The organism is Streptomyces canus, assembly GCF_001514145.1.
Lineage (GTDB): Bacteria > Actinomycetota > Actinomycetes > Streptomycetales > Streptomycetaceae > Streptomyces > Streptomyces canus.
On record NZ_KQ948656.1, the window covers coordinates 939,395 to 965,548 of the forward strand.

The 26,154-nt window shown below is 71.5% G+C and carries 26 protein-coding genes; 11 read left to right on the forward strand and 15 right to left on the reverse strand.

All coding sequences use genetic code 11. The features are described from left to right. Positions 1 to 112: 112 nt before the first annotated feature. A complete protein-coding gene (locus tag AQJ46_RS04175; RefSeq protein ID WP_059204239.1) occupies positions 113 to 3,208 on the reverse strand; it encodes a glycoside hydrolase family 2 TIM barrel-domain containing protein in 3,096 nt (1,031 codons plus the stop codon). Positions 3,209 to 3,466: 258 nt separating this feature from the next. Here AQJ46_RS04175 and AQJ46_RS04180 point away from each other — a divergent pair, with 258 nt between their 5' ends. The 3 genes from AQJ46_RS04180 (at position 3,467) to AQJ46_RS04190 (ending at position 7,873) form a co-directional block, all read left to right on the forward strand. Beyond that, positions 3,467 to 5,839, forward strand: coding sequence for a SpoIIE family protein phosphatase (locus AQJ46_RS04180; protein WP_059204240.1), 2,373 nt, complete (start codon positions 3,467 to 3,469; stop codon positions 5,837 to 5,839). 32 nt (positions 5,840 to 5,871) lie between these two features. Continuing rightward, positions 5,872 to 6,519, forward strand: coding sequence for a DUF4232 domain-containing protein (locus AQJ46_RS04185; protein ID WP_059204241.1), 648 nt, complete (start codon positions 5,872 to 5,874; stop codon positions 6,517 to 6,519). Between the two features lie 97 nt (positions 6,520 to 6,616). Then, a complete protein-coding gene (locus AQJ46_RS04190) occupies positions 6,617 to 7,873 on the forward strand; it encodes an arsenic transporter (protein ID WP_079072100.1) in 1,257 nt (418 codons plus the stop codon). A 6-nt stretch (positions 7,874 to 7,879) separates the two neighbouring features. Here the strand turns inward: AQJ46_RS04190 and AQJ46_RS04195 are convergent, their stop codons facing one another. Both AQJ46_RS04195 and AQJ46_RS04200 read right to left on the reverse strand, forming a co-directional pair. Continuing rightward, the gene (locus AQJ46_RS04195; protein ID WP_059204243.1) at positions 7,880 to 9,808 is read right to left on the reverse strand and encodes an RICIN domain-containing protein; all 1,929 of its coding nucleotides are present in this window, start codon (positions 9,806 to 9,808) and stop codon (positions 7,880 to 7,882) included. A 369-nt stretch (positions 9,809 to 10,177) separates the two neighbouring features. After that, positions 10,178 to 11,125: a helix-turn-helix domain-containing protein gene (locus AQJ46_RS04200; protein ID WP_079072102.1), complete on the reverse strand. Its 948-nt coding sequence runs from the start codon at positions 11,123 to 11,125 to the stop codon at positions 10,178 to 10,180. Positions 11,126 to 11,188: 63 nt separating this feature from the next. On the opposite strand from AQJ46_RS04200, the gene AQJ46_RS04205 reads away from it, so the two are divergent. Continuing rightward, the gene (locus AQJ46_RS04205; protein ID WP_059204245.1) at positions 11,189 to 11,989 is read left to right on the forward strand and encodes a phytanoyl-CoA dioxygenase family protein; all 801 of its coding nucleotides are present in this window, start codon (positions 11,189 to 11,191) and stop codon (positions 11,987 to 11,989) included. Here AQJ46_RS04205 and AQJ46_RS04210 read toward each other — a convergent pair whose 3' ends face one another. Genes AQJ46_RS04210 through AQJ46_RS04220 form a run of 3 tightly spaced genes read right to left on the reverse strand, consistent with a single transcriptional unit; the run spans position 11,990 to position 14,012 of the window. After that, the gene (locus AQJ46_RS04210; protein WP_059204246.1) at positions 11,990 to 12,961 is read right to left on the reverse strand and encodes an aldo/keto reductase; all 972 of its coding nucleotides are present in this window, start codon (positions 12,959 to 12,961) and stop codon (positions 11,990 to 11,992) included. A gap of 55 nt (positions 12,962 to 13,016) precedes the next feature. Next, positions 13,017 to 13,544, reverse strand: coding sequence for a flavoprotein (locus AQJ46_RS04215; protein WP_059204247.1), 528 nt, complete (start codon positions 13,542 to 13,544; stop codon positions 13,017 to 13,019). Positions 13,545 to 13,553: 9 nt separating this feature from the next. Beyond that, positions 13,554 to 14,012 carry a nuclear transport factor 2 family protein gene (locus AQJ46_RS04220; protein ID WP_057612964.1) on the reverse strand — a complete coding sequence of 153 codons (459 nt, stop codon included), beginning with the start codon at positions 14,010 to 14,012 and terminating at the stop codon, positions 13,554 to 13,556. Positions 14,013 to 14,118: 106 nt separating this feature from the next. Between AQJ46_RS04220 and AQJ46_RS04225 the strand changes: the two genes are divergently transcribed. Then, complete coding sequence (locus AQJ46_RS04225; protein WP_059204248.1) at positions 14,119 to 14,670, forward strand: TetR/AcrR family transcriptional regulator; 552 nt, start codon at positions 14,119 to 14,121, stop codon at positions 14,668 to 14,670. A gap of 347 nt (positions 14,671 to 15,017) precedes the next feature. Here the strand turns inward: AQJ46_RS04225 and AQJ46_RS04230 are convergent, their stop codons facing one another. Both AQJ46_RS04230 and AQJ46_RS04235 read right to left on the reverse strand, forming a co-directional pair. Further along, positions 15,018 to 15,218: a ferredoxin gene (locus AQJ46_RS04230; protein ID WP_057612962.1), complete on the reverse strand. Its 201-nt coding sequence runs from the start codon at positions 15,216 to 15,218 to the stop codon at positions 15,018 to 15,020. A gap of 11 nt (positions 15,219 to 15,229) precedes the next feature. Then, positions 15,230 to 16,429, reverse strand: a complete 1,200-nt coding sequence (locus AQJ46_RS04235) for a cytochrome P450 (RefSeq protein WP_059204249.1) — start codon at positions 16,427 to 16,429, stop codon at positions 15,230 to 15,232. Between the two features lie 229 nt (positions 16,430 to 16,658). Between AQJ46_RS04235 and AQJ46_RS04240 the strand changes: the two genes are divergently transcribed. Further along, positions 16,659 to 17,108: a nitroreductase family deazaflavin-dependent oxidoreductase gene (locus tag AQJ46_RS04240; protein ID WP_059204250.1), complete on the forward strand. Its 450-nt coding sequence runs from the start codon at positions 16,659 to 16,661 to the stop codon at positions 17,106 to 17,108. Between the two features lie 62 nt (positions 17,109 to 17,170). On the opposite strand, the gene AQJ46_RS04245 is transcribed toward AQJ46_RS04240, so the two are convergent. Further along, positions 17,171 to 18,142, reverse strand: a complete 972-nt coding sequence (locus AQJ46_RS04245; RefSeq protein WP_079072103.1) for a cation diffusion facilitator family transporter — start codon at positions 18,140 to 18,142, stop codon at positions 17,171 to 17,173. Positions 18,143 to 18,237: 95 nt separating this feature from the next. Between AQJ46_RS04245 and AQJ46_RS04250 the strand changes: the two genes are divergently transcribed. Continuing rightward, positions 18,238 to 19,257 carry a glutathione S-transferase family protein gene (locus AQJ46_RS04250; protein WP_059204252.1) on the forward strand — a complete coding sequence of 340 codons (1,020 nt, stop codon included), beginning with the start codon at positions 18,238 to 18,240 and terminating at the stop codon, positions 19,255 to 19,257. 41 nt (positions 19,258 to 19,298) lie between these two features. Then, positions 19,299 to 19,604: a DUF4235 domain-containing protein gene (locus AQJ46_RS04255; RefSeq protein ID WP_059204253.1), complete on the forward strand. Its 306-nt coding sequence runs from the start codon at positions 19,299 to 19,301 to the stop codon at positions 19,602 to 19,604. Between the two features lies 1 nt (position 19,605). On the opposite strand, the gene AQJ46_RS04260 is transcribed toward AQJ46_RS04255, so the two are convergent. The 3 genes from AQJ46_RS04260 to AQJ46_RS04270 form a co-directional block, all read right to left on the reverse strand. Next, positions 19,606 to 19,998 carry a VOC family protein gene (locus AQJ46_RS04260; protein WP_059204254.1) on the reverse strand — a complete coding sequence of 131 codons (393 nt, stop codon included), beginning with the start codon at positions 19,996 to 19,998 and terminating at the stop codon, positions 19,606 to 19,608. A gap of 78 nt (positions 19,999 to 20,076) precedes the next feature. Then, the gene (locus AQJ46_RS04265; RefSeq protein ID WP_059204255.1) at positions 20,077 to 20,544 is read right to left on the reverse strand and encodes a pyridoxamine 5'-phosphate oxidase family protein; all 468 of its coding nucleotides are present in this window, start codon (positions 20,542 to 20,544) and stop codon (positions 20,077 to 20,079) included. 25 nt (positions 20,545 to 20,569) lie between these two features. Then, positions 20,570 to 21,103 carry a GNAT family N-acetyltransferase gene (locus AQJ46_RS04270; RefSeq protein ID WP_059204424.1) on the reverse strand — a complete coding sequence of 178 codons (534 nt, stop codon included), beginning with the start codon at positions 21,101 to 21,103 and terminating at the stop codon, positions 20,570 to 20,572. Positions 21,104 to 21,194: 91 nt separating this feature from the next. On the opposite strand from AQJ46_RS04270, the gene AQJ46_RS04275 reads away from it, so the two are divergent. Together AQJ46_RS04275 and AQJ46_RS04280 are read left to right on the forward strand one after the other, a co-directional pair. Then, a complete protein-coding gene (locus AQJ46_RS04275) occupies positions 21,195 to 21,557 on the forward strand; it encodes a DUF1304 domain-containing protein (RefSeq protein WP_059204256.1) in 363 nt (120 codons plus the stop codon). Next, positions 21,554 to 22,117, forward strand: a complete 564-nt coding sequence (locus AQJ46_RS04280) for a TetR/AcrR family transcriptional regulator (RefSeq protein WP_059204257.1) — start codon at positions 21,554 to 21,556, stop codon at positions 22,115 to 22,117. The genes AQJ46_RS04275 and AQJ46_RS04280 overlap by 4 nt, the downstream gene beginning before the upstream one ends. Positions 22,118 to 22,124: 7 nt before the next feature. Here AQJ46_RS04280 and AQJ46_RS04285 read toward each other — a convergent pair whose 3' ends face one another. Beyond that, positions 22,125 to 22,964 carry a hypothetical protein gene (locus AQJ46_RS04285; protein ID WP_059204258.1) on the reverse strand — a complete coding sequence of 280 codons (840 nt, stop codon included), beginning with the start codon at positions 22,962 to 22,964 and terminating at the stop codon, positions 22,125 to 22,127. A gap of 61 nt (positions 22,965 to 23,025) precedes the next feature. Then, positions 23,026 to 23,985: a GlxA family transcriptional regulator gene (locus AQJ46_RS04290; RefSeq protein ID WP_057612951.1), complete on the reverse strand. Its 960-nt coding sequence runs from the start codon at positions 23,983 to 23,985 to the stop codon at positions 23,026 to 23,028. Positions 23,986 to 24,056: 71 nt separating this feature from the next. Here AQJ46_RS04290 and AQJ46_RS04295 point away from each other — a divergent pair, with 71 nt between their 5' ends. Then, a complete protein-coding gene (locus AQJ46_RS04295) occupies positions 24,057 to 25,007 on the forward strand; it encodes an NADP-dependent oxidoreductase (RefSeq protein ID WP_059204259.1) in 951 nt (316 codons plus the stop codon). A gap of 4 nt (positions 25,008 to 25,011) precedes the next feature. Here the strand turns inward: AQJ46_RS04295 and AQJ46_RS04300 are convergent, their stop codons facing one another. Then, complete coding sequence (locus AQJ46_RS04300) at positions 25,012 to 26,118, reverse strand: NAD(P)-dependent alcohol dehydrogenase (RefSeq protein ID WP_059204260.1); 1,107 nt, start codon at positions 26,116 to 26,118, stop codon at positions 25,012 to 25,014. Positions 26,119 to 26,154 lie beyond the last annotated feature (36 nt).

The window sequence follows — 26,154 nt, forward strand, 5'->3', positions numbered from 1 at the left end:
GGGTGACGCTCTTGATGGGAGCGCTCCCAGATGCGGACGCAGCCATGCTTGTTGCAGGCATGACACTCCGTCAACGGTCCGGACGGGACGGAATCCCGCCCGGACCGTTCTCTCAGACGGCCGGTATCTCCAACTTGCTGATCCGCACGGCACCCTTGGGCCCGCCCGGCGAGGCACTGGTCATCGTCAGCCGGACGCGTGAGCCCCGCACGGAGGCGAAGGTGATCACCGTCGGCTCGTCGGAGGCGGTGGCCCACGCCACGGACACACCGTCGACGGGCGCATATCGCCTGCCGTCCCACACCGCGGCCTCGACGGCGGCAGGCAGGCCGTGGGTCGCGCTCAGCGTGAAGGAGACCTCCGCCCGGTCGAAGGTCCTGGTCCGCCCGAAGTCCACGCAGACCCAGTCCTTTGCCCTCGCCCCGCTGAAGGCGGGCAGCAGGGCGGTGGCGGCCTTGCTGAAGGCGTTGGACCAGCCGGTGGCCGGGTCGCCGTCCAGCATCGCGGCCGGGAGCGTGTCCGGTCGGCCGGAGTAACTCGCGTCCGCCTGCGGGTAGTTCGCGGGCGCCTGAAGGTCGGGGGTGAAGGCGGCCGGCTCGGTGACGGCGACCGACCGGGACGGGGTGGTACGCACCTTCGCGCTGCCCGCCCGAAGGCCCTCCGCGCTCGCCGTGACCTTGAGAACCCCCGGCTCGGTGCCGGAGCGCACGATCGCGAGGGCCTTTCCGTGGAAGGCGGTCCGGGTGGTGGCCTGGTAGCGCTCGGCACTCTCCTCGCGGCCGTTGTCGAGACCGGCGAGAGAGCCGCCCCTGACCGCGAAGGTGATCAGGTGCTCGGCGTCGGGCACCACCACACCCCGGGAGTCGACGACGTCCGCCGTGACGAAGGCCAGCGAACGGCCGTCCGCGGCAAGCGACGTGCGGTCGGCGGTGAGGCGTACGGCATGGGGCTTGCCCGCCGTACGCAGCACGTCGGTGGCGACCACCTTGCCGTTCCTGCGGGCCACGGCCTTCAACTCACCCGGCGCGTAGGGCACTTTCCAGGTCAGATGGAGCTTGCCCGCGCTGCCGTTCGGGCTGGTGTAGCTGCCGGGGTAGGGGCCGTCGGTGAAGGTCTTGTCGTCGCCGGTGGCTTCCGTCGTCTCGAGGTACACCCGGCCGTCGGTGGTCTTCTTGGTGTCGAAGGTCCGGGTGCCGAGGGACGTGCCGTTGAGGAACAGCTCGACGGTGGGGACGTTGGCGTACGCCCACACCTCGACCGTGTCGCCTGCCGCGTGGTTCCAGGTCATCGGAACGAGATGGACCATCGGTTCGTCGACCCACTGGCTGCGGAAGAGGTGGTACATGTCCTTCGGGAAACCGGCGGTGTCGACCGCGCCGAAGAAGGACGCCTTCACGGGGAAGACGTCGTACGGCGTGGGCTCCCCGATGTAGTCGATGCCCGACCAGAGGAACTGCCCGGCGAACCACTTCCGGTCCCGGTCCTTCTTGTGACCGTACTCGCCGCTCATGGTCCAGGAGGCGAGGTTGTTGTCGTACGACGAGGTGTCCCGCCTGCCCGGCGTGTGGTTCTCGCCGGTGTTGAGGTGCTCGGGCTCCTGGTAGGCGCCGCGGGTCGAGGTCTCGGAGGACGACTCGGACTCGAAGAGGAAGAGGTGCGGATAGGCGGCGTGCAGCTGGTCCACCGACTTGGCCGTGTTGTAGTTGAGACCGAGCCCGTCCAGCTTGGCCAGCATCAGATCGGCCGCCGAGCCCTTGGCGGGCAGGCGGCGGTACTTGTCGGAGCCGATGATCAGCGGGCGGGTGTCGTCGACGGCCCTGATCGCGGCGATGATCCGGTCGGCCATGGCGAGTCCGGCAGTGGACGTCGAGTCGGGGATCTCGTTGCCGATCGACCACAGCAGCACCGCGGGCGAGTTGCGGGCCGCGAGGACCATCTCGGTCGCGTCCCTCTCGCACCACTCGTCGAAGAACCGGCCGTAGTCGTAGCGCGTCTTGCCGGTGCGCCAGCAGTCGAACGCCTCCACCAGCATCACGATGCCCAGTTCCTCACAGACCTGGATCATCTCCGGGGAGGGCGGGTTGTGGGAGGTGCGGAAGGCGTTGACCCCCATCGACTTCATGAGGGTCATCTGCCTGCGGATCGCGTCGATGCTGACGGCCGCGCCGAGGGCGCCCAGGTCGTGGTGGAGGTCGACGCCCTTGATCTTGTGGTGGGTGCCGTTGAGATGGAAGCCCTCGTCCGGATCGAACCGGAAGGTGCGCAGGCCGAACGGGGTGCGGTAGGTGTCGACGAGCTTGCCGTCGCGGCGGAGTTCGGTCTCCAGGGTGTAGCGGTGGGGCGTCGAGATGTCCCACAACCGGGGTTCGGGGACGGTGAGTTCATGGGTCTCCGACGCCTTCGTCCCGACCGTGATCGTGGTGGCCGTGCGGGCCACGGTCCGGCCCCGGGGGTCCTTGATCCGTGAGCGGATCTCGACCGGCCCCGCCGTGCCGGACTCGTCGACCACCGAGGTCCGCACCCTGACACGGGCACGCTCTGCGGTGATCTCCGGCGTGGTGACCTGGGTGCCCCAGCGCTCCACGTGCACCGGATCGGTGACGACCAGGCGGGCCTCGCGGTAGATTCCGCTGCCCGAGTACCAGCGGCTGCTGGGGAGCCGGTTCTGCACCTTGACCGCGATCACGTTCTCGGTGGTGCCGTCGGTGTGGAGCAGGTCGGTGAGGTCGAGGGCGAAGCCGGTGTAGCCGTAGGGGTGCCGTCCGGCCTCGGTGCCGTTGCAGTAGACGTACGAGTCCATGTAGACGCCGTCGAACTCCACCGAGATCCGCTTGCCGGCGAAGGCGGACGGCAGGGTGAAGGCGAGGCGGTACCAGCCCAGGCCGCCGGGGAAGAAGCCGGTACCGCTGGTGGTGCCGTTCTCGGTGGTCGGGGCGAGCTCGATGCTCCAGTCGTGCGGCACCGCGATCTCGCGCCACCCCGAGTCGTCGTACCCCGGGGCCGCGGCGTCCGTGTACTCCCCCGTCGGGTCGGTGATCCCGCCCGGATCGACCAGCGCGAAGCGCCAGCCGTCGCGCAGCGCGACGGTACGGCGGCCGGACGCGTTCCCGGCGGACTCGGCGGCCTGGGCCACCGGGGTGGCCAGGAGCGCGCCCGCGGCCGGGGCGGCCGTGGAAGCGAGCAGAACCGATCTGCGAGTGACGGTCATGGCGGCTCTCCCTCATCAGGGCCCAGAAGTACTCACAACTGATCGTGAACACACAGAATCTGACGACGTGCCACTCAGGTCCGTCAAGGGTGCGGAAAGCGCCTTCTGCCCCGGCCGTCCCCACGGACGGCCCACTCGCCTTCGCGCGCCGCCGCCCCGTACCGGTGGGATCGGCGTTCACTGGCGGGCGGGACGCACTAGGCTGGGACTCAATTTACGCAGCTGATCACTGTGCGTAGGCGCGATGGAGTGGCGACGATGAGGCCGGTGGATCCGTTCGACGATGCCTCGACCGCGCGGGCCGTCATCGACGACCGGGGCGCCGTGGCCAGATGGGGCGTCGGTGCCCGGCGGCTGCTGGGGTACGACGCCCACGAGGTGCTGGGCCGCCCCGCCGCGGCCCTGCTGGCCCAGCCGGATGCCCTGGCCGCCGTCGTCGGCCCGCGCTGGAGCGGCGATCTCGCTCTGCGGCACCGGGACGGTCGCACGGTCTCCGTCCACCTGCTCGCGCTCCGCAGGCCGCCGCGAGGGGACCGGGCCGAATGGCGGGTCGCCGTCCGGCCCGACCACACGGAGCTCGACCCGCCGGACGACGTGGTGACCGCGGCCGCGCTGGACCAGTCTCCCTGTCCCATGCTGGTCTGCGACGAGCGGCTGCGGCTGCGCTGGATCAACGACCGGATGGCCGAGCTGATCGACCTGCCCGACCACGAGGTCAGGGGACTGAGGATCACGGACATCGGCGTCCGCCGGGAGAACGCGGAGATCGAGGATCTCGTCGCCGATGTGCTCGCCACCGGGCGGCCACGCGACATCGAGGGGTACGTCCGTCCCAGCGGCCTCGACCGCGCGGCCGGGATGCTGACCCGCATCGCGCCGCTCACCGACGACTCGGGACGGGTGCGGGGAGCCTGTCTGACCGGACACGACTTCACCGAGCACTACCTCGCCCGTGAGCGGCTCCAGCTGGTCAACGAGGCGAGCGTGCGTATCGGCACCACCCTCGACGTCACCCGTACGGCCCAGGAACTGGCGGACGTGTGCATTCCGTCGCTCGCCGACTTCGTGAGCGTCGACCTGCTGGACACGCAGGAGAGCGGCAGTGCCCCGACCCAGCTCGCGGCACCGGTCGAACTGCGCCGCGCCGCCCACCATTCCGTGGACCCCGGCAACCCGATGGCCGTGATGAAGCCCGGGCACACCGAGGTGTATCCCACCACCTCACCGCAGGCCGACTCTCTGGTGGCGGGCCGCACCATCGTCGCCACGGTGGCCTCCGGGCGCCTGGACCAGTGGCTCAACTGGAACAGAACCCGCGGTGAGCGGGTCAAGGAGTTCGGCGTCCATTCCACGATGTCCGTACCGATCCAGGCCCGCGGCCAGACCCTCGGGGTCGCGGTCTTCACCCGCTACCGACGGCCCGACCCCTTCACCCCGGACGATGTGCTGCTGGCCGAGGAGATCACCGCGCGGGCCGCCGTCTGCATCGACAACGCCCGTCGGTTCTCCCGCGAGCGCGAGACCGCCCTCGCCCTGCAGCGCAGTCTGCTGCCCCGCTCCCTGCCGCGCACGGCCGCCGTGGAGGCGGCGTCGCGTTATCTTCCGGCCGCGCGGGCGGGGGTGGGCGGCGACTGGTTCGACGTGATCCCGCTGTCGGGGATGCGGGTCGCGATGGTCGTCGGGGACGTGGTCGGGCACGGCATCCAGGCCTCCGCGACGATGGGCCGGCTGCGCACCGCCGTGCGCACCCTCGCCGACATCGACCTGGCCCCGGACGAACTGCTCACCCACCTCGACGACCTCGTCGTACGGCTGTCCGCGGAGGCCGGACACGAGGGCAGCCCAGGCGAGGTCGGGGCCACCTGTCTCTACGCGGTCTACGACCCGGTGTCGCGGCGCTGCACGCTGGCCCGGGCCGGGCATCCGGCGCCCGTGATGCTGACGCCGGGAGGGGCGGCACGCGAGGTGGACCTGCCCGCGGGGCCACCGCTGGGCCTGGGCGGGCTGCCGTTCGAGTCCGCCGAGCTGGCACTGCCCGAGGGGAGCGTGCTCTCCCTGTTCACGGACGGTCTGATCGAGTCCCGGGAGCGGGACGTGGACGCCAGTCACGCGCTGCTGTGCGAGGCCCTGGCCGTTCCCTCCGACTCCCTGGACGAGACCTGCGACCGGCTGCTGCAGGCGCTGCTCCCGCCCGCCGGCTCCACCGACGACGTGGCCCTGCTGCTGGCCCGCACCCTCGGCCTGCCCGCCTCCCAGGTGGCGACCTGGGACATCCCGGCCGACCCGGCGCTGGTGGCGCCCGTCCGCAAGCAGGTCGTCCAGCAGCTGGATCGCTGGGACCTGAGCGAGGCGTCGTTCACGGCGGAGCTGGTGGTGAGCGAGCTGGTGACGAACGCGATCCGGTACGGCGCCCGTCCCATCCGGCTGCGGCTCATCCATGACGAGACCACGCTGATCTGCGAGGTCTCCGACACCAACCACACCGCCCCGCACCTGCGGCGCGCCAAGACGTGGGACGAGGGCGGCCGGGGTCTGCTCCTGGTCGCGCAGCTCACCCAGCGCTGGGGCAGCCGGCACACGGCCGAGGGCAAGACGATCTGGGCGGAGATCGGACTCCTCGACGAGGAGTGAGCGAACTTTTTCTTCTCCGGGAGTGTGGAGACATGACGATCAGGTCCCTGGGTGTGCGGCGGGCGGCCCTGCTCGCGAGTTCGGTCGCGATGGCCGGTCTGCTGGCGGGCTGCGGCAGCGGCGACGACACGGCGAACGCCCCGCGCACGGGGTCCGGCACCACGACACCGTCCGACGGCACCAGCAGCGCGCCGAGCGGCGTACCGACCGACGCGGTGAGCAACTCCCTCACCCCGTCCGCACCGCAGTCCCCCGCTGGCGGAACCCGCTGCCACACCTCCGACCTGAGCGCCTCCGTCGGCCGCAACAACCCGGGCGCCGGGCAGGAGAACTTCCCGGTCGTGCTGACGAACGAGTCGAGCCGCACCTGCACCCTGTACGGCTATCCGGGCACCGCCTTCGTCGACGCCTCCGGCAAGCAGCTGGGCCCGGACCCGAAGCGCTCCTCCGCCGAGCCCGAGACGGTGAAGCTGGCGCCGGGTCAGAGCGCCTGGGCCGGACTGTCCTTCGCGAACCCCGAGGTCAGCGGGGCGGGAACGGCCACCCCTGCCGCCCTTGTGGTGACCCCGCCGGACGAGGAGGACCCGCTGAAGGTGGCGTGGAAGTCCGGTCAGGTCCCGGTGTCCGGCAACGAGTCGTCGGTGCGGCTGATCCCCTTCAGCCCCGGCACCGGAGCCTGAACGGGCGCGGGTCGCGGTCGGGGGGCACTGACCAGGTTCTTACTCCGGCCTGATTTCATGACCGGGCACGATCTGCTCGCGTCCCGAAGGATTTGCCCTGAACACCCCGCTCGCCGAAGCCCTGTCCGTCGCCCTGCTCGTCGCCGTACTCGTGTGGGCGGTCCTGCGCCCCTTCGGCTGGCCGGAGGCCGTGGTCGCGGTCCCGGCGGCGGGGCTCGCGGTCCTCACCGGGGCGATCTCCCCGGACCACGCCTGGGCGGAGGCCGAGCGGTTGGGACCGGTGGTCGGGTTCCTGGCGGCGGTACTGGTGCTCGCTCACTTCTGTGACGTGGAGGGGCTGTTCCATGCCTGCGGGGCCTGGCTGGCCCGGCGGGCGGCGGGCTCGCCCGGGCGGCTGCTGACCGGGGTGTTCGGGCTGGCTTCGGCGATCACGGCGGTGCTCAGCCTGGACGCCACCGTGGTGCTGCTGACGCCGGTGGTGCTCGTCACCGCCTCCCGCATGGGGGCCCGCGCGAAGCCGCACGTCTACGCCTGCGCGCATCTGTCGAACACGGCCTCGCTGCTGCTGCCGGTGTCGAACCTCACCAATCTGCTCGCGTTCGAGGCGAGCGGGGTGAGCTTCACCCGGTTCGCACTGCTGATGGCGCTGCCCTGGCTGGCGGCGATCGCCGTCGAGTACGTGGTCTTCCGGCGTTTCTTCGACACCGACCTCACCGTCGTCGACCACTCCCCCGAGCCCTCCGAGGAGCCCGCGCTCCCGCTGTTCGCGCTGGTCACGGTCGGCTGCACACTGGCCGGGTTCGTGGTGGCCTCCGCGTTCGGCGTCGATCCCGCCTGGGTCGCCTGCGCGGGCGCGCTCGTCCTGGCGGGCCGCGCTCTCGTCCGCCGGAAGGCCACCCCGGTCACGGTGGTGCGGGCGGCGGCACCGGCCTTCCTGGCGTTCGTGCTCGCGCTCGGCGTCGTGGTGCGCGCGGTCGTCGACAACGGGCTCGCCGACGCCCTGCACCACGTCCTGCCCGACGGGACGGGAATCGTCGCGCTGCTCGGGATCGCCGCGCTGGCCGCCGTACTGGCGAACCTGATCAACAACCTGCCCGCGGTCCTGGTCCTGCTGCCGCTCACCGCCGCGGCCGGGCCCGGCGCCGTCCTCGCGGTGCTGCTCGGGGTGAACATCGGCCCGAACCTCACCTACGCCGGGTCCCTGGCCACGCTGCTGTGGCGGCGCATCCTGCACCGGGACGACCACGAGGTGGAGCTCGGGGAGTTCACCCGGCTCGGCCTGCTGACCGTGCCGACCGCGCTCGCCGCAGCGGTGGTGGCCCTGTGGGGCTCGCTGCAGCTCGTCGGAGCCTGAACGGGGTCAGCGCCCGCCTCCGAAGCCGCCGCCTCCGTACCCGTAGCCACCGCCGTACCCATAGCCACCGCCGTAGCCGTAACCACCGCCGTAGCCGCCGGGCTGGCCGCCCCCGTAGCAGTAGTACGGGTTGGTGGAGCAGTTGTCGCCGGGGTACGGGTTGGTCGGCGGTGTCGGCGGTGTCGGCGTGGCCGTCGGTGTGGCGGACGCCGTCGGGGTCGGTGTGGGCGTCCTGGAGGGCGCGGGGGCGGACTTCGGGGTCGGCGTGGGGCTGCTGTCGGCGTCCCAGTTGACCGCCTCCATCTGGGGGTCGGGCTTCGAGGTGTCGAAGACCCAACGCTGGGCGGGCCCGTCGTCGCGGTTCTTCAGGACCAGCGCTCCGGATCCGTCGGTGGCGGCCGGGGTCAGCGCGAGGTCCTGGTCCCAGCGCGGCACCAGGGTGCCCTGGAGGGTGAAGTCGTAGCGGACGTTCTTGGCGCCGGGCGAGGTGGCGCCCGTGCAGGGTGCGAGCCGCACCGAGAAGCCGAGGTGGGAGTCCAGGCACAGGTCGGGGTCGGCGGCGCTGCGCAGCAGTCCGTCCGTTTCGTACGTCCACTGCTGGCCCTCGGCCCCGGAGCACTCGGCGAGCCCGGTCTCGACTCCCTGGGCGATCTTCTTGCCGACGACGCCGACGCACAGCCCGGACTCGACGTTGTGCAGGCGTCCGCGCAGGTCGCCCTGGCGCGCCTCGCCCGCCCCGGCCCGGGACGGGTCGGTGGTCGAGGAGGCCGTGTCGGCGCCGGGCGCCTCGGAGGGGGCGGCGTCGGCCGGGCCGCTGCCGTCCGAGTGGAACGAGGACCACATGACCAGGGGGAGGACGACGAGCCCGCTCACCGTCAGGACGGCCGCGGTGAGGTTGCGGCGGGAGGTACGGCGGGAGGCCTTGTGGGCGGAGTGCCGGGAGGCGGAGCGCGCACGGACGCGGGGGCCGGGGGCGACGGGCCCCGGACCGGTGGAGGCGGGACCCCGGGGTGGGGCGGCGGGCGGCATCGGAACGCCGAAGGCCTCACCCGCGAACGGTCCGCTCGGCGCGTGTAGTTGCGCTTCCTGTGCCGCTTCCGCGTCGTCGACGCTCATCCGTGATTCCACGTAGGCGGCGGCGCCCCAGCCGAGCACGGCCTCGGCGAGAGCGAGGCCGAGCTGCCCGTTGAACTGGTGCAGCTGGTCGGCGGTGTGCATGCAGTGCCGGCACCGCTGCAGATGCTCGTGAAGATCGGGGTCGAGCTCGGCACCGCCGCGCCGGAACGTCACGTCGAGCAGCCGCAGATAGTGCCGGCACTCCTGCTCGGGGGCGAGCTCGCGGTGGACCTGGAGGCACTCCTCGCGCAGCCGCTCGCGGGCCCGGCGGAGTTCGACGCCGGCATCCTCCTCGTCCAGGCCGAGGAGGGCCGCGGGGACGCCGAGCGGCTCGGCCTCGACCTCGGTGTGCCACAGCAGACAGCGGGCCGACTGCTGCAGCCGCTGGAAGGCACCGGACAGCAGACGCCGCTCGGCTGGGGGCAACAGGCGGGCCGCGGCTCTGTCGCCGCCCGCCTCGGTTCTCAGCGCGGGGTGGAGCATCTCCCGTCGGCCGTCGGAGTCCCACTCGGCCGCGATCCGGCGGACGGTGACGAGCAGATGGGGCCGCCAGGCGGCGGTCGGACCCGTGTGGCGCAGGGATTCGCCGAACAGGCGCGTGAACGCGGCCGTGGTGAGCATGCCCGCGGGGCGCGGACCGTCGGTGCACAGCCGCGCGTAGGCGAAGGCGGCTTCCCAGTGCCGGTCGAGGAGTTCACCGACGGGCTGCAGGGCCGGCGTCGTGCCGCTCCACTTCTTGAGCTCGGCGCTCAGCTGCTCGTCCGTGACGTCGTACGGGCGAACCGGAGACGGGGAATTCGACAGGCCTGCGTCACTCACGGCGGCATTTCCTCCCGAGGGCATGCTGCGTTGCATAAAGTCCATACCAATGGGTACGTCCGCCTGGGACAGCTCTTTTGAAGCGTGAAGGGCGTACGGAGGGGTCGAGAGCGCACAGGGAGAAAATGTATTGTCCGTGCGCCGACAACGCACACCTTTGCACAGGTCAGCGACGCGTAACAAGAGATCTCTCGGTTTTGTGCATAGCGTTCGGCCTGTGGAGGTTTGACGATTCGTCAAGCCCGGTGACTGCGGATTGCCGCCTTATTCGGCCACCGTAATTGGAAACGGGATTCACTTGGCGCGGCACCTCGTCCGCACCAACCATTGAACCGGCACTCCACACCACGTCCGGATCGCCCCGCGAGGTCAGGTCCCAACCTTTGGCCCGGTGGTCCGGTAGGCCCCGGGCGGAGTCCCGTAGCGGGCACGGAAGACCCGGTTGAAGTGGAAAGGGCTGGCGAAACCGGAAACGGCGGCGACGCGTTCCACGGACAGGTCGGTGCTCTCCAGCAGTCGGGCGGCATGGTTCAGGCGCGACTCGCGCAGCTCCCGCATCGGTGACCGGCCCAGCTGCCGGGTGAAGAGGTGGGCGAACCGGGACGGCGACAGCGACACTTCGGCGGCGAGCGACCGCACGGTGTGCGGGGCGCCGGGATCGGCCGCGATCAGCTCCTGGGCGCGCCGCACCCGGGGGTCGACGCCGGTCCCGGTCCGGTTCCCGCGCGCGGCACCGACGGTGAGCAGGACGACCTCCTCCAGCGCGCACAGGGCGAGTTCGCGGGCGGTGGTGCCGTGGGCCACGGCGACGGCGACCCGGTCGTCGGCCGGTGCGGACGCGGGCGGGGCGGTCTGGGGCGGGGTGCCGGTGCCGGTCCAGCGGGCGTCGGCGAGCATCCGGTGGAAGGCCGCCTCGATGCGGGCGCTCGGGCCGTCGGCCCCGGCGCCCGGGGTGACGACGTACATGCCGTCGCCCCTGCCGTGCGGCCCGAGCCAGGCGGTCCAGGACGGTCTGGCCCCGCAGTGCGCCCACCAGAACCGCCAGTGGTCGGCGCCGTGTTGGACGCCGTAGCGGTGCGGGGTGCCGGGCGCGAGCACCACCAGGTCCCCGGCGCCCGCCCCGGTCTCGGTCCGTCCCTGGCACAGGGTGCCCCGGCCGCCCACCGTCCAGGTGAGCAGCCAGCTGTCGGCGCCCCGCGGTCGGTGGACGGTGTAGCCCGGGAGTTCGTCGTAGCGGCCGACGACCACAAGGCCCGGTGGCGGGCCGGGGTCGCCGGGTGCGACAGTCTCGGGCAATCCGACGGCGGTCACGGGCATCCTCCTCGGGCGGGCTGCGGCCTAGCGTGACGAGTGGAACACAGCTCACCAGGGAGGGGACACATGACAGTCACAGGCATCGAGACAGGGGTCCGGCAGTTCCAGGAGGACGGCTTCATGGTCGTTCGCGGGCTGTTCGCACGCGACGAGATCGACCGGTTGTGCGGCGAGTTCACGGCACTGCACGCCGGCGGACCGGTGCCGGGGCATTTCGAGCCGAGTGCGCCGGGCGAGGAGACGGATCCGCTGCGGAGGTATCCGCGGGTGATGCAGCCGCACGAGATCGACGACCTCGCGCTGCGCTTCCTGCTGGACGCCCGGCTGCGGGAGGTGCTGGAGACGCTGCTCGGGGAGGAAGTGCTGGCCGCGCAGAGCATGTTCTACTTCAAGCCGCCGGGGGCGCGGGGGCAGGCGCTGCACCAGGACAACTTCTATCTGCGGGTCGAACCGGGCACCTGCGTCGCGGCCTGGGTGGCCTGCGATGTGATCGACCGGGACAACGGAGGGCTGGAGGTCGTCCCGGGCACGCACCGGATGGACCTGTTCTGCCCGGAACTCGCGGACTCCGAGGTGTCGTTCGCGCGGGAGTACGTGGCACCGCCACCGGGACTCGCCGCGGTTCCCGTCGACATGGCTCCGGGGGATGTTCTGTTCTTCAACGGGAGCCTGGTGCACGGCTCGCAGCCGAACCGCACGGCCGACCGGTTCCGCCGGTCGTTCATCGGGCACTACGTGGGGGCCTCCACCGAGCGGATCGGGCACTACTACCGGACGTTGTCGATGAGCGGTGCGCGGGTGCCGTTGCCGGAGAGCGAGGGGGCGGGGCCGTGCGGCACGGAGTTCGCACCGCACGGGCCGCACTAGTCAGCTGTGGCCGACGATCGGACGGGCCGTGTACGGTCCCTCCAGCTCCTCGATCTCCTTCTCGCTGAGCTGCAGTTCGACCGCTGCCACGGCGTCCTCGATGTGGTGCGGCTTGCCCGCTCCCACGATCGGGGCGGCCACCGTGTCCTGGGCCAGGAGCCAGGCCAGGGCCACCTGGGCGCGCGGGACGCCCCGGTCGCCGGCGATGCGGGTGACGGCCTCGACGATGGCGCGGTCGCCCTCCTGGTAGAGGCGGCTGCCGAAGTTGTCGGTGGAGCTGCGGTCGGTGACCGTGCCCCAGTCCCGGGTCAGGCGGCCGCGGGCGAGCGGGCTCCACGGCAGGGCGCTGACGCCCTGGTCGGCGCAGAGCGGCAGCATCTCGCGCTCCTCCTCGCGGTAGAGGAGGTTGTAGTGGTTCTGCATGGACACGAACTTCGTCCAGCCGTGCCGCTCGGCCGTGTACTGCATCTTGGAGAACTGCCAGGCGTACATCGAACTGGCCCCGAGATAGCGCACCTTGCCCGCCTTCACCAGGTCGTGCAGCGCCTCCATCGTCTCCTCGACCGGGGTGCGCGGGTCGAAGCGGTGGATCTGGTAGAGGTCGACGTAGTCGGTGCCGAGGCGCCTGAGGCTGTGGTCGATCTCCGTCATGATCGCCTTGCGGGACAGTCCGGCGGCGTTCTGCCCGGACCGCATCGGGCCGTTCACCTTGGTCGCGAGCACGATCTCGTCGCGGTTCGCGAAGTCCGTGAGGGCCTTGCCGACGATCTCCTCACTGGTGCCGTCGGAGTAGACGTTCGCGGTGTCGAAGAAGTTGATGCCCGCGTCCAGGGCCTGCCGGATCAGTGGCCGCGACGCCTCCTCGTCGAGGGTCCACTCGTGCACGCCGCGGTCCGGCAGGCCGTAGGACATGCAGCCCAGACAGATCCGCGAGACGTCCAGGCCCGTCGAACCGAGCTTCACGTACTGCATCGTTGCTGCTCCTGACGTCGAGAGAGGTCCGAAGTGGAGCGTACGACTTCGCGCTTCAGCATCTTCCCGGCTCGAGCAGATCCAGCGCCCGTTCCCATCCGAACTCCTCGCCCTCGGCGCCCTGGTAGGGGTGTCCGAAGCGCACGCCCATCCCCCGCAGCCGGATCAGGCTGTCCTGGTAGGCGGGGTGACCGGCGAGGTCGTCGGAGACACAGGTCAGGACGCCGATCGGGACGCCCCGGCCGGCCACCTCGCACAGCGTGCCCACCGCGAGGGTGTCGGCGATGCCGGCCGCCCACTTGTTGATCGTGTTGAAGGTGGCCGGGGCCACCACGACCGCGTCCGGGTCCGGGAAGGGCCGCGGCTCCCCCGGCCGACGCCACGCGGAGCGGATCGGGTGGCCGGTGGCCGCCTCGACGGCCGCCGTGTCGAAGAAGCCGTTCATCGCGGTGGGGGTGGCGATGACGCCGACCTGCCACTCCCGCTCCTGCGCGGCGGTGATCAGCTTGCCGACATCCACCGCGATGCCGGCGGCGCACACGACGACGTACAAGAAGGGCGGTATCTCGTCCTGATCGGTCACGCCGGAACCCTACTGAAGCGGGAAGGACAGCCCCCGCTCGGTCTCGGGGCGTGGTCCGTGGATCCGGCGCTCCTTCTCCTCGATCGGCACGTCGTTGATGCTCGCCTCGCGCCGGGTCATCAGCCCGTGCTCGTCGAACTCCCACAGCTCGTTGCCGTACGACCGCCACCACTGCCCGTCGGTGTCCTGGCACTCGTACTGGAAGCGCACCGCGATGCGGTTGCCGTCGTAGGCCCACAGGTCCTTGCGCAGCGCGTACTCCCGCTCGCGCGCCCACTTCGCGGTGAGGAACCCGACGATCTCGGCGCGCCCGGTGACGAAGGTGCCGCGGTTGCGCCACACGGAGTCCTCGGAGTAGGCGAGTGCCACGCGCTGTGGATCGCGGGTGTTCCAGGCGTCCTCGGCGGCCTGCACCTTCTGGGCGGCGCTCTCGCGGGTGAAGGGCGGCAGGGGTGGGCGGTCGGTCATGTCATCCTCCGTGGCCGAAGCGGCCGGGAAAGGGGAGAACGTACGTTCTCCGGGCTGCCTGCTACCGTAGGAGAACGCTCGTTCTCACGTCAAGGAGTGGTCGTCCATGGACAGCGCAGTGGCCCGCGAGCGGGCGCTGGACGCCGCCGAGGAGCTGTTCTACGGGCGGGGCATCCAGTCCGTCGGCATGGACGACATACGGGGCGCGTCCGGCGTCTCCCTCAAGCGGCTCTACCAGCTGTTCCCGGCGAAGGAGCAGCTGGTGGAGGCCTATCTGGAGCGGCGGGACGGACGGTGGCGGGGGCGGCTGGCCGAGTTCGTGGAACTCCGGTCGGCCCCTGAGGAACGGATCCTCGCGGTGTTCGACTGGCTGGAGGAGTGGTTCGGCGAGGAGGGCTTCCGCGGGTGCGCGTGGATCAACTCGTACGGCGAGCTGGGCGCGACCTCGGACCGGGTGGCGGCCCAGGTCCGGGCGCACAAGAGGGCGTTCGGGGACTACCTCGCCTCACTCGTGGCCGCCGCGGGGCGGCCCGCGGCGCTGGCCGGGCCGCTCTTCCTGCTCGCCGAAGGGGCCATGGTGACAGCGGGCATCACGCGGAGCACACGGCCCGCGGCGCAGGCGCGGGAGGCGGCCCGAACGCTGCTGGAGCCGCGCTGAGGTCAGGCGACGGCGGTGCCGTCGGCGTTCCTGGTCACACCGCGCGCGGTGTGACCAGGGCGGGCTGCTGGACGTGCCGGCCCCGGACGTGGTGCGCCGGGACTCTGCCGCGCTGCCGCCCGGGTTGCCGGTGGAACTGCGGGGCGCCCGCGCGGTGGCCGAGGGGACGGTGGCGCTGCGCGAGCGCTCCCAGATCACGGACCTCGCCCTGATCGACGCCCCGTCGTCGCCCCGCGCAGGCGGCTGCTGTCCGCGCTCACCGTCACCGTCGAGGGCCGGCGGACCACTTCGTACGACGTCGTCGCCGCGGCGGGTCGAGCCGGGGGTGCTCGACCCGCCTGGCCGGTTCAGCTCACCGTCTCCGACACGGTGATGGCGGCGACGGGACACGCCCGGGCTGCTTCCCGGACCATGGGGTCGCCGTCGCCGTCCTCCCGGCCGGGCAGGAGCGCGCTGAAGCCGTCGTCGTCCTGGGTGAAGACGCCCGGTGCGGCCAGGGCGCACTGGCCCGCCCCGATACAGGCCTCCTTGTCGATGTCGATGTGCATGGGCGGGCCTCCTACCAGGTCACGGGGAGTTCCAGCATCCCCTGGATCGTGTCGCCGGGCTTGAAGGGGATCTCGTCGGCGGGGGCGGCGAGGCGGAGGGTGGGCAGCCGGTCGAAGAGGGTGCGCAGGGCGATCTCCAGTTCGGCGCGGGCGAGGTTCTGGCCGAGGCACTGGTGGATGCCGAAGCCGAACGCGATGTGGTGCCGGGCGGGGCGGTGCCAGTCCAGGCTGTCCGGATCGGCGTAGACGTCCTCGTCGCGGTTGACGACCGAGGTCGAGAAGACGACCCCCTCGCCCGCCCGGATCGTCGTCCCGGCCACCTCGATGTCCTCCAGGGCCATCCGCAGCAGTCCGTCGGCGATCGACAGCATGCGCATCAGTTCCTCGACCGCGTTCGGGATCAGCGCGGGGTCGGCACGCAACTCGGCCAGCCGGTCGGGGTGCTGGAGGAGGGTGTAGGTGCCGAGCGAGATCATGTTGGCGGTCGTCTCGTGGCCGGCGACCAGCAGGATGATCGCCAGCGCGATCAGTTCCTCGCGGGTCAGCTCCCCGTCCCGCAGCTGCCGGTGGACGAGTTCGTCGAGTACGCCGTCGCCGGGCTCCGGCTGTTTCTGTTTGCGGTCGATCAACTCGTCGAAGTACTCCTCCAGTTGATCGCGGGCGTCCATGACGTCCGCGGCCGCGGGGCCGCGCAGCAGCCGTCGGGACTGCCCTTCGAAGAAGTCGTGGTCGGTGTAGGGCACGCCGAGCAGGGCGCAGATCACCGTCGACGGGACGGGCAGCGCGAAGGCGCTCACCAGCTCGGCGGGCGGCCCCTGGGCGATCATGGCGTCGATGCGGTCGTCGACGATCCGCTGGATGCGGGGACGCAGTTCGGTGGCCCGCCGGAGCGTGAAACTGGGGACCATCATGCGTCGCTGGACCCGGTGCTCCGGGTCGTCGACGCCCAGCAGCGCGGTCCTCCGGTTCTTGATCGCCGCGAAGCGTGCCGTGGGCGCGGGAAAGCCGTCGCGGGTGCGGTCGGTGGACAGCCGGGGGTCGGCGAGCAGGGCGCGGGCGGTGTCGTGTCCGGTCACCAGCCAGGCCGGACGGCCGTCGAAGAGGGCGATCCGGGACAGCGGGCGGGCGGCGCGCAGGGGTTCGTAGCCGGTGGGCGGGTGGTAGGGGCAGGTCCGGTCCTGGGGGAAGGCGACAGGTTCCGTTTCCGTCATGGAAGACCTCGCAGACGAAGGGTGCGTCGTGCAGATCTTCATTAGATGCTCGGGGCATCTATAGGGCGACGAGAAGTTCGGCCAGATCGGTGGCGGGGGCAATCTGGCCGGAGATCGACGCCGTGGCGGTCCTGGGTGTACCACCCTGTGCGGGGGGATGATTACCGTTCAGGACGGTGTTGCAGTCCCGTACGAGAACGCCGTAGCAGACGACGAGGAGACGGAAACCATGCCTCTTGAGGGCGAGTACGAGCCCAGCCCGACCCAGTGGGTGCGTGAGCAGGTGGAGCTGTACGAGAGCTCCGGCGGCACCAAGGGGAACACGCTCATGGACACGGGGATGCCGGTCATCGTGCTGACCACGCGGGGCGCGAAGAGCGGCAGCATCCGCAAGACCCCGCTGATGCGTGTCGAGCACGCCGGGCGTTACGCGGTGGTCGCCTCGCTGGGCGGCGCGCCCAAGCACCCGGTCTGGTACCACAACGTCAAGGCCGATCCGCATGTCGAGCTCCAGGACGGCTCGGTCAAGCGGGACTTCACGGCCCGCGAGATCACCGGCGCGGAGAAGGACGAGTGGTGGGAGCGGGCCGTCGCGGCGTACCCGCCGTACGCCGACTACCAGAAGAAGACGGACCGGGTGATCCCGGTCTTCATCCTGGAGCCCGCCGAAGAGGTCTGAGCGACTTCGAGAAAATCTTTTCCCGAGGACGCATGAACCGGTTTCGGCCGGGCACCCGTGCCTCAGGCCCCGCCGCGTTCCCCCGTCGCGGCGGGGCTTTCTCGTGCCTCCTCGGCCGGCCGGTCGGTCACGTCGAGGAAGATCTGGTCCGCCTCGGACACGGTCCGGGCGACGGACCGCTTGATGCGTACGGCGACCTCCTCGACCCGTTCGCTGTCCAGTCCCGGCACCAGGTCCACACGGGCGGCCACCAGAACCGAGTCCAGCCCCATCTTCATGGTGAACAGCGCCTCCACGCTGTCGATCTCGGGCTGTGCGTCCAGCAGTGCCCGGATCCGGGCACTGGACTCCGGGTCGGCGGCCTCACCGATCAGCTGTCCCTTGGCCTCGCGTCCGAGCCGATAGGCCACGTAGACGAGCAGCGCGCCGATGGCCAGTGAGGCGGACGCCTCCCAGACGACCTGCCCGGTGACCATGTGCAGCGCCATGCCGGCCATGGCGAGGGTCACACCGAGCACCGCCGTGCCGTCCTCGGCGACGACCGTGCGCAGGGCGGGGTCGCGCATGCCCTGGGCGGCTCCGCCCTGCTTGTGCACCTGGTGCAGCGCCCGCACGAGCGAGATCCCCTCGGCGATGAAGGCCACGCCCAGCACGATCAGGCCCGCCACATAGCCGCTGAGCTTTTCCTCGGCGCCGTTGCGCAGCGCCTCGATGCCCTGGAAGAAGGAGAAGCAGCCGCCCATCACGAAGATCCCGACGGCCGCGATCAGCGACCAGAAGTACCGCTCCTTGCCGTAGCCGAAGGGATGCCGCCGGTCGGCGGGGCGACGGCTGCGACGCAGCGCGGCCAGCAGAAAGACCTCGTTGAGGCTGTCCGCGACGGAGTGCGCCGCCTCCGACAGCAGCGCGGGAGAGCCCGCGAGGAGGCCTCCGACGGCCTTGGCGACCGCGATCACCAGGTTCGCCGCGAGGGCCACCAGCACGGTGACGCGTGTTTTCCGGTCCGCTGTGTTGTTCTTCGATGTCCCGCTCACCTTCGCCGACTGCCCGGCTCCCGGGCACTCACACCGTGCCGACTCCCGAAAACGGGGAACGCGTCCACCAGGACATGCGTACTACGGGAGGAACCATGGGCAGCGCCGACGACGGCAACAGCTCGTACGGCCAGAAGGCGTTCAAGCGGTCCAAGAGCCATTTCGCGGACCGGGTCACCGCCGACGGCCGGGACGGCTGGCCGGTGGAGGCCGGCCGGTACCGGCTGGTGGTCAGTCGTGCGTGTCCCTGGGCGAGCCGGGCGGTGATCTCGCGACGGCTGCTCGGACTGGAGGACGCGCTGTCCATGGCGATCGCCGATCCGATCCAGGACGACCGCAGCTGGCGATTCACCCTGGACCCGGACGACCGCGACCCGGTGCTCGGCATCCGCTACCTCAGCGAGGCCTACGACAAGCGGGAGAGCGACTATCCGGGCGGGGTGAGCGTGCCCGCGCTCGTGGACGTTCCCAGCGGGAAGCTCGTCACCAACGACGACCAGCAGCTCACCCTGGACCTGGCCACCGAATGGACGGCCCTGCACCGGGACGGCGCGCCCGATCTGTATCCGCGGGCGCTGCGCGACGAGATCGACACGGTGATGGCGGAGGTGTACGAGGACGTCAACAACGGTGTGTACCGAGCAGGTTTCGCCACCGGCCAGGAGGAGTACGAGGAGGCCTGCGCGGGCGTGTTCCGCCGGCTCGACCTGCTGACCTCGCACCTGGCCCGGCAGCGGTATCTCGTCGGGGACACGCTCACCGAGGCGGACATCAGGCTGTTCACCACGCTGGTGCGTTTCGACGCCGTCTACCACGGTCACTTCAAGTGCAACCGCTGGAAGCTGGCGGAGAACGAGGTGCTGTGGGCGTACGTCCGCGACCTCTACCAGACACCGGGCTTCGGTGACACCGTCGACTTCGACCACATCAAGCGGCACTACCACCAGGTGCACACCGGCATCAATCCGACCGGCATCGTCCCGCTCGGGCCGGACCTGGCGGGCTGGCTGACGCCGCATCACCGTGAGGAGCTCGGCGGCCGTCCGTTCGGCGACGGGACCCCGCCGGGGCCCCCTCCCCCGCAGGAGCAGGTTCCGGCACAGGGACGTCCCTGATCGTCCCCCGATCAACGACTCACTCGACCTAGGAGACCCTCATGGCCAAGAAGAAGAAGAAGATGAAGCTGCCCCTCGCCTACCAGCCCCTCGGATTCGTCCTCGGCTGGTCGAGCGGCTGGCTGGCGGGACTCGCCTTCCGCAAGACGTGGATGGCGATCCGGCACGAGGAGGACGCGCCCGACGCCCTGGACCGGGACCGCGGCTGGGGGGAGATCCTCCTGGCGGCCGCGATCCAGGGCGCCATCTTCGCCACGGTGCGCAGTGCCGTGGACCGCACGGGTGCGAAGGCCATCGAGCGGTCCACGGGCACCTGGCCGGCCTCCGAGAAGGGCGGCCGGGACTGACTCAGCCCTGTTTGGGCGCGGTCGGGGTGACCAGGCGCAGGGTGAAGGAGTGGCCGGCGGGGTCGGCGTAGCCGCGCTCCTCGAACGGCCCGGCGACGTCCTTCGCCTCCAGCGGGCGGCCGCCGAGCTCCACCACCTTGCGCTCGACCGCGTCCAGGTCCTCCACCACGAAGTCGATGTGGGCCTGGAGGGAGTTCTCGGGGCGGGGCCAGCTCGGCGGCGTGGCGTTCACATCACGGCGGAACGCCAGCCGGAAGCCGTCGGCGCCCCTGATCTCCACGCGGTTGGCGGTCGCATCCGTCTCCTCGGCGTCCAGCAGGTCCTTGTAGAACACGGCGAGCTTCTCGGGCTCGGCACAGTCGAGCACGACGACCCCCGCTTTCACCAGTGCCATGTCTCCTCCGAAGGGTTCGGCCACGGGGTGTTGGCGCCCCGCGGCCCTGTACCTTGCGGATATCCCGGCACGGCCGATTCAGTCGGCGACCAGCCACTGTCCGTCCGACATCAGCTCACGCCCCGTGAGCTCATTGGCCTCCCGCCAGGCCTGCACCCGCTGTGGGCGAGCCCTGAAGTACAGGTAGGGCGTGCTGAGCCGGCGGGGGTCGAAGCCGGTTCGTGCGGCGAACCGGTCCCCCTCCTCGCCGGTCAGTTCGGCCTGGGTGATGGTGTCGACGGTGCCCTCGATCATCACTACGTCCCGGGTGGGCCCCAGGCCGAGACGCACTCTGCCGGTCGCCTTCAGGTTCCGCCCGGTGGGGCTGTTGGCCGGGGTGGCCAGGAGGATGGTGGAGCCGTCCCAGAGGAACGAGAGCGGGACGAGGTACGGCACACCCGAGCCGTCGTCCGGGGCCGTGGCGACCCAGACGTCCTCGTCGTGCTCCAGTCGGTTCAGGGTGTCCTGCTTACGCTGCTTCGCGGAGCGTGGCGGCTGCGGGGCCATCGGCGTGCGTCCTCCTGCTGGATCTTCAAGTGACGGCATCAGTCTGGCCGTTCGGACCGGCTTCCACCTCCGCCTTTCGGCCTAGGACGTGTCGCAGGGTCACGGCGTGGGCCCCGAATCCCTGGCGCTCGTAGAAACGGATCGCCTCCGGGTTGGCCGCGTAGGCGGCGACCTCCGCCTGCACGGCCCCCTGCGCCCCGGCCCAGGCCAGGAACTCCTCCACCAAGCGGGCGCCGACCCGCGCGCGCCGATGGGCCGGGCGGACGTACAGGCCGTTCAGCGTGGCCGACTTCACGGGTCGCACGGCCGAGGGTTCGGTCAGGGATCCGGTCAGGTGCCCCACCACCTCACCGTCGTACGCCACCACCAGGACGAGCCGTGCCGGGTCCGCCAGGGCCGCCGTGAACGAGGCGGCTCCGTGCTCGCGCGGCCAGCCGACGTCGACGATCGGGTCCCTGGTTCCGGCGTCCTCGGCGAACAGGCCCGCACTGGAGGCGACGAGCCCCGGGAGGTCGTCGGGGCGGGCACGGCGCACGGTCAGGTCTTCCTCGGTGGTCATGGCGCTCACGCTAGCCGCCGACACCGACAGTGGACTTCCTGGACGGTTGTCCAGCTATAGTGGACACACGTCCAAGAAGTAGGGGAAGCTGATGGAGATCCTGGCGAATGTGCTGGTCGCCCTGGTGGCGGCGCTGCACGTGTACATCCTGGTGATGGAGATGTTCCTGTGGCAGAAGAAGCCGGGGATGTCCTTTCACGGCTTCGACCCGGAGATGGCCCGGGCCACCGCCGCCATGGCCGGCAACCAGGGCCTGTACAACGGCTTCCTCGCCGCGGGACTGGTGTGGGGGCTCCTGGCCGGGGATCCGACCGGGTTCCGGGCACAGGTGTTCTTCCTGGTGTGCGTGATCGTCGCGGGTGTGTACGGCGCTGTCACGGCCAACGTCCGGATCCTCGCCGCCCAGGCCCTGCCCGGCGCGCTCGCCCTGGCGGCCGTGCTCGTAGCGCAGTGACGCGCGCCGCACCCGAGGACCCGCGGGCGGCCCGCACCCGGGCGCGGCTGCGGGAGGCGCTGCTCGCGGAGTGCGCCGAGCGGCCGCTGGAGGAGGTCGGCGTGGCCGCGCTGGTGCGGCGGGCCGGGGTCGGCCGGGCGACCTTCTACGTGCACTACGACGGCCTGGAGGCGCTCGCCGTCGACGCCTGCGCGGACGTCGTACGGGACGCCGTGGAGGCGCTGCACGCCTGGCGCGGGCGGCCCGACCCGGTGCACGCGCCGCCCGCGCTCGCGGAGTTCTTCGACTCGCTCACCCCGCACACCGCCCTGTACCGCTCCCTGCTCGCTCCGGGCGGCGGCGGCCCCCTCGGCAGGGTCCTGCACCGGGACCTGAGGGCCTACAGCCTGCGGGAGCGCGAGCTCGCGGGCGCGGCGGACGCCCCTCTGGTCGCCTCCGCGGTCGCGGCCACCTTCGCCGGCGTACTGGCCGACTGGCTGCACGGGCTGCTCGACGCCACCGCGGCCGACATCGCCGACCAGGTCTGGCAGTTGCTGGTCGCGCTGCACGCGAGCCGGTGAGGCCGGATCACTTGCAGGCCACGTGTTCCCTGAGCAGGGGCCAGGCCTCCACGCCGTCGGCGGTGCGGACGTACGCCGTGCGTCGGTCGTCGGTCAGCCACAACTGCCAGTCCTCGTACCGGTTTCCGGTGTCGTGGGCGTCCGCCGGCAGGTCGGCCGAGCCGTCGTAGGCCGCGGTGAGCATGCCGGGTTCGAGCAGGCGCTCCGGGTCACGGGCGTACATCCGTTCGCCGAGGTCCAGGAAGTGCACCTCACCCCAGCCGCAGTGGTCGTCCCCGGGACCGCTGCTCACCTCGGTGGTGGGCACCCGCTCGCCCGCGCGGCCGGTCCAGATCTCGTAGCCGTGGGAGTCGGTCCAGTCGGCCGGGAGTTCGGACGGATCGCAGGACGCGCTGGCCTCCGGGCCCCAACCGGGCCTGTCCTGCTGGTCCTTGGCGACCACGACCGCCACCTTGGTCCGCCCGTCGACGTCGTACGAGTACAGCACGCGGTCCGTCTCGCGGCGCTCGACGCGGTAGCCGGACCGGGGGTCGCCCGGGGCGAACAGGTCGAAGTACAGCTTCAGCCCTTCCTCCGGGCTGTCCCCGCCGTCGTCGCTGCTCCAGCCGTCGGGGCCGTTGCCGTTGTGGATCTCCCCGGCGCACTCCAGGGCCCGGCCCGCGGCACCCGAGGCGAGCCGCAGCGCCTGCGGGGTGTGCTCGTCCAGTTCCTTCGTGGGGACGTTCAGCGGTCCGCCGTACGGCACGCTCGGCGCCGTACCGTCGACGACCACGTCGTCCCCGGAATCGCATCCCCCGACCACCATGACCAGCACCGCCCCCAGCACCGCCGTCAGCCTTCTGCGCATCCCGGCCCCCGTTGCTCCGCCCGCTCTCATGATCCTTCGACGCCGCGGGGCACCGGAACGTTCAGCGCGCCGCCGTCTGGAACGTCCGCCGGTACACCTGCGGTGACACCCCGATCGCCGCGTGCAGGTGCTGGCGCAGGGACGCGCCCGTGGCGAAACCGACGCGGCCGGCGATCTGGTCGACCGCCAGGTCGCTGGACTCCAGGAGGTGGCGGGCCCGGGCGACGCGCTGCTGGATGAGCCAGCGGCCGGGGCTCATGCCCACCTCGTCGTTGAAGCGGCGGGCGAAGGTGCGCAGGCTCATCCGGGCGTGCGCGGCGAGGTCGGCCAGGGTCAGGGGCTCGTCGAGGCGCTCCAGGGCCCAGGCGCGGGTCCCGGCGGTACTCGCGGCGCCCTGCTCCGGGACCGGCTGCTCGATGTACTGGGCCTGGCCGCCGTCCCGGAACGGCGGGACCACACAGCGGCGGGCGACGGCGTTGGCGAGTTCGCTGCCGTGGTCCTTGCGGACGAGGTGCAGGCAGACGTCCACGCCGGAGGCGGCTCCGGCCGAGGTGAGGATGCTGCCGTCGTCGACGAAGAGCACGTCGGGGTCGAGGTCGATGTGCGGGAACATGCTCCGGAAGCGGCCGGCGAGCTGCCAGTGGGTGGTCGCCCGGCGGCCGTCCAGGAGACCGGCCGCGGCGAGGACGAAGGCACCGGTGCAGATGGAGACGATCCGGGTGTCGGGGCGGACGTACGCGAGGGCCTCGCGCACCTCCTCCGGGAGCCCGGCGGGCATCCGCTCCGGCGAGACGGGGGTGATCACCACGGTGTCGGCGGTGGCCAGGATCTCCGGCCCATGCTCGACGCCGATGGTGAAGTCGGCGTTGCTGCGCACCGGTCGGCCGTCGACCGAACAGGTCAGCACCTCGTACCGGCCGTCGGCGGCGCCGAGGATCCGGCTGGGGATGCCCAGCTCGAAGGGGTACACGCCGTCCAGGGCCAGCACCACGACCCGCTCGGTCCGCTCCACATGTCGCATGGCACGATCCTATCGAAGCTTGGCAATCATGCCATTTCCCGGACGGGCGGGGCCGGGCAGGCTGGACGACCATGAGCACTGTGAACACCATGCGAGCCATCAGCCAGTCCACCCTCGGCGGTCCCGAGGTCCTTGAGGAGATCGAGGTCGAGCGCCCCGCGCCGCGGCCCAACCAGGTACTGGTCCGGGTGCGGGCGGCCGGCCTGAACCCGACCGACTGGAAGCACCGCGCCACCGGCGGCTTCCTCGGCGAGCCGCCGTTCGTCCTCGGCTGGGACGTCTCCGGCGTGGTCGAGGCGGTCGGCATCGGGGTCGCCACCTTCCAGCCCGGTGACGAGGTGTTCGGCATGCTGCCGTACCCGTGGGGCCACGGTTCGCACGCCGAGTACGTCGTCGCGCCGGTGCGGGCCCTCACGCACAAGCCGTCGTCGATCGACCACACGCAGGCCGGCGCGCTGCCGCTGGTGGCGCTGACCGCGTGGCAGGCGCTGGTCGAGAACGCGGAACTCCGGCCGGGGCAGCGGGTGCTGATCCACGCGGCGGCAGGTGGGGTGGGCCATGTGGCCGTGCAGATCGCCAAGGCGCGGGGCGCGTACGTGATCGGTACCGCGAGCGCGGGCAAGCACGATTTCCTGCGCGAGCTGGGCGCGGACGAGGTGATCGACTACCGGGACACGGACTTCACCGAAGTGGTGAAGGACGTCGACGTGGTGCTGGACACGCTGGGCGGCGACACCTCGGTGCGCTCGCTGCGGGTGCTGCGGCCGGGCGGGATCGTGGTGTCGATCCTGCCGGTCGGCTCGGACGAGTTCGGCGAGGAGGCCGAGCGGCTGGGCGTCAGGGCCGTGCGGATGCTCGTGGACGCCGACCGCGCGGGGATGAACGCGATCGCGGAGCTGGTGGAGCAGGGCGACCTGCGGGCCACGGTCGCGGGGACCTTCCCGCTGGCCGATGCCGCCGAGGCGCATGCGCTGGGCGACACCGGCCGTACGACGGGGAAGCTGGTTCTGGTGGTCGACTGACCCGTCAGAACGTCAGCACGGGCTTGATCGCCTTGCCCGCGCGCATGTCCCGTACCGCCTGGTCGATGTCCGCGAACGGATAGGTACTGATCAGGCGGTGCAGCGGGAGGCGCCCCTCCTTCACGAGACGGACCAGGGCGGGGATGAAGCTCTGCGTCTCGGCGTCGCCGAGGGTGAGGCCGACGACCCGCTTGCCGCCGAGGAGCCCGTTGACGTCGAGGGAGACCTCGGTGCCGAACGGCGGGGCGCCCACGACGACCACCGTGCCGCGCGCGCCGAGCGCGTCGACGCCCTGGCGCAGGACGTTGACGTTGCCCGTGGTCTCCACGATGCCGTCCGCGCCCTGACCGCCGGTGATGGCCGCGAGCACCTCGCCGAGGTCCTCCTCGGCCGCGTTGACGGTGTGGGTGGCGCCCAACTCCCGTGCCAGAGCGAGGCGTTCGCCGAAACGGTCGACAGCGACGATCGTCGTGGCGGGGGTGAGGGCGGCGGCCATGACGGCGGAGAGGCCGACCGCTCCGGCGCCGAGCACGACGATCGTGGAACCGGTGACCGGCTTCAGGACGTTCCACACGGCGCCGACTCCGGTCTGCACTCCGCAGCCGAGCGGGGCGATGGACTCCAGCGGCACGTCCTGGTCGACCTTGACGAGGCTGCGCTCGTCGACCAGGGCGCGCTCGGCGAACGAGGACTGGCCGAAGAAGTGGCCGCCGAGCGGCTCGCCGTCCCGGCTGATGGTGCTGGTGCCGTCGGCCCGGCGGCCGCCGAGGAGGTTCAGTGGCAGCCAGGTGGCGCAGTAGGCGGGGTGGCCGCCGTCGCAGTTGCGGCAGTCGCCGCAGGAGGTGAAGGACAGCACGACGTGGTCGCCGGGGGCGACGCCGGTGACGGCCGGTCCGACGGCCTCGACGACTCCCGCGCCCTCGTGCCCGAGGACTCCGGGCAGCGGGAAGGGCAGTCCGCCGCTCGCCACCCCGAGGTCGGTGTGACACAGACCGGTGGCGACCATGCGGACGATTGCCTCGTGCGGTCCGGGCTCGTCGAGCTCGACCTCGGAGAGGGTGAAGGGTGCTCCGCCGGACTCGACGACGGCGGCGCGGGTGGTGGTGGGCATCGTACGAACTCCCTTTGTTTTCAAGCGTGTTCGGGC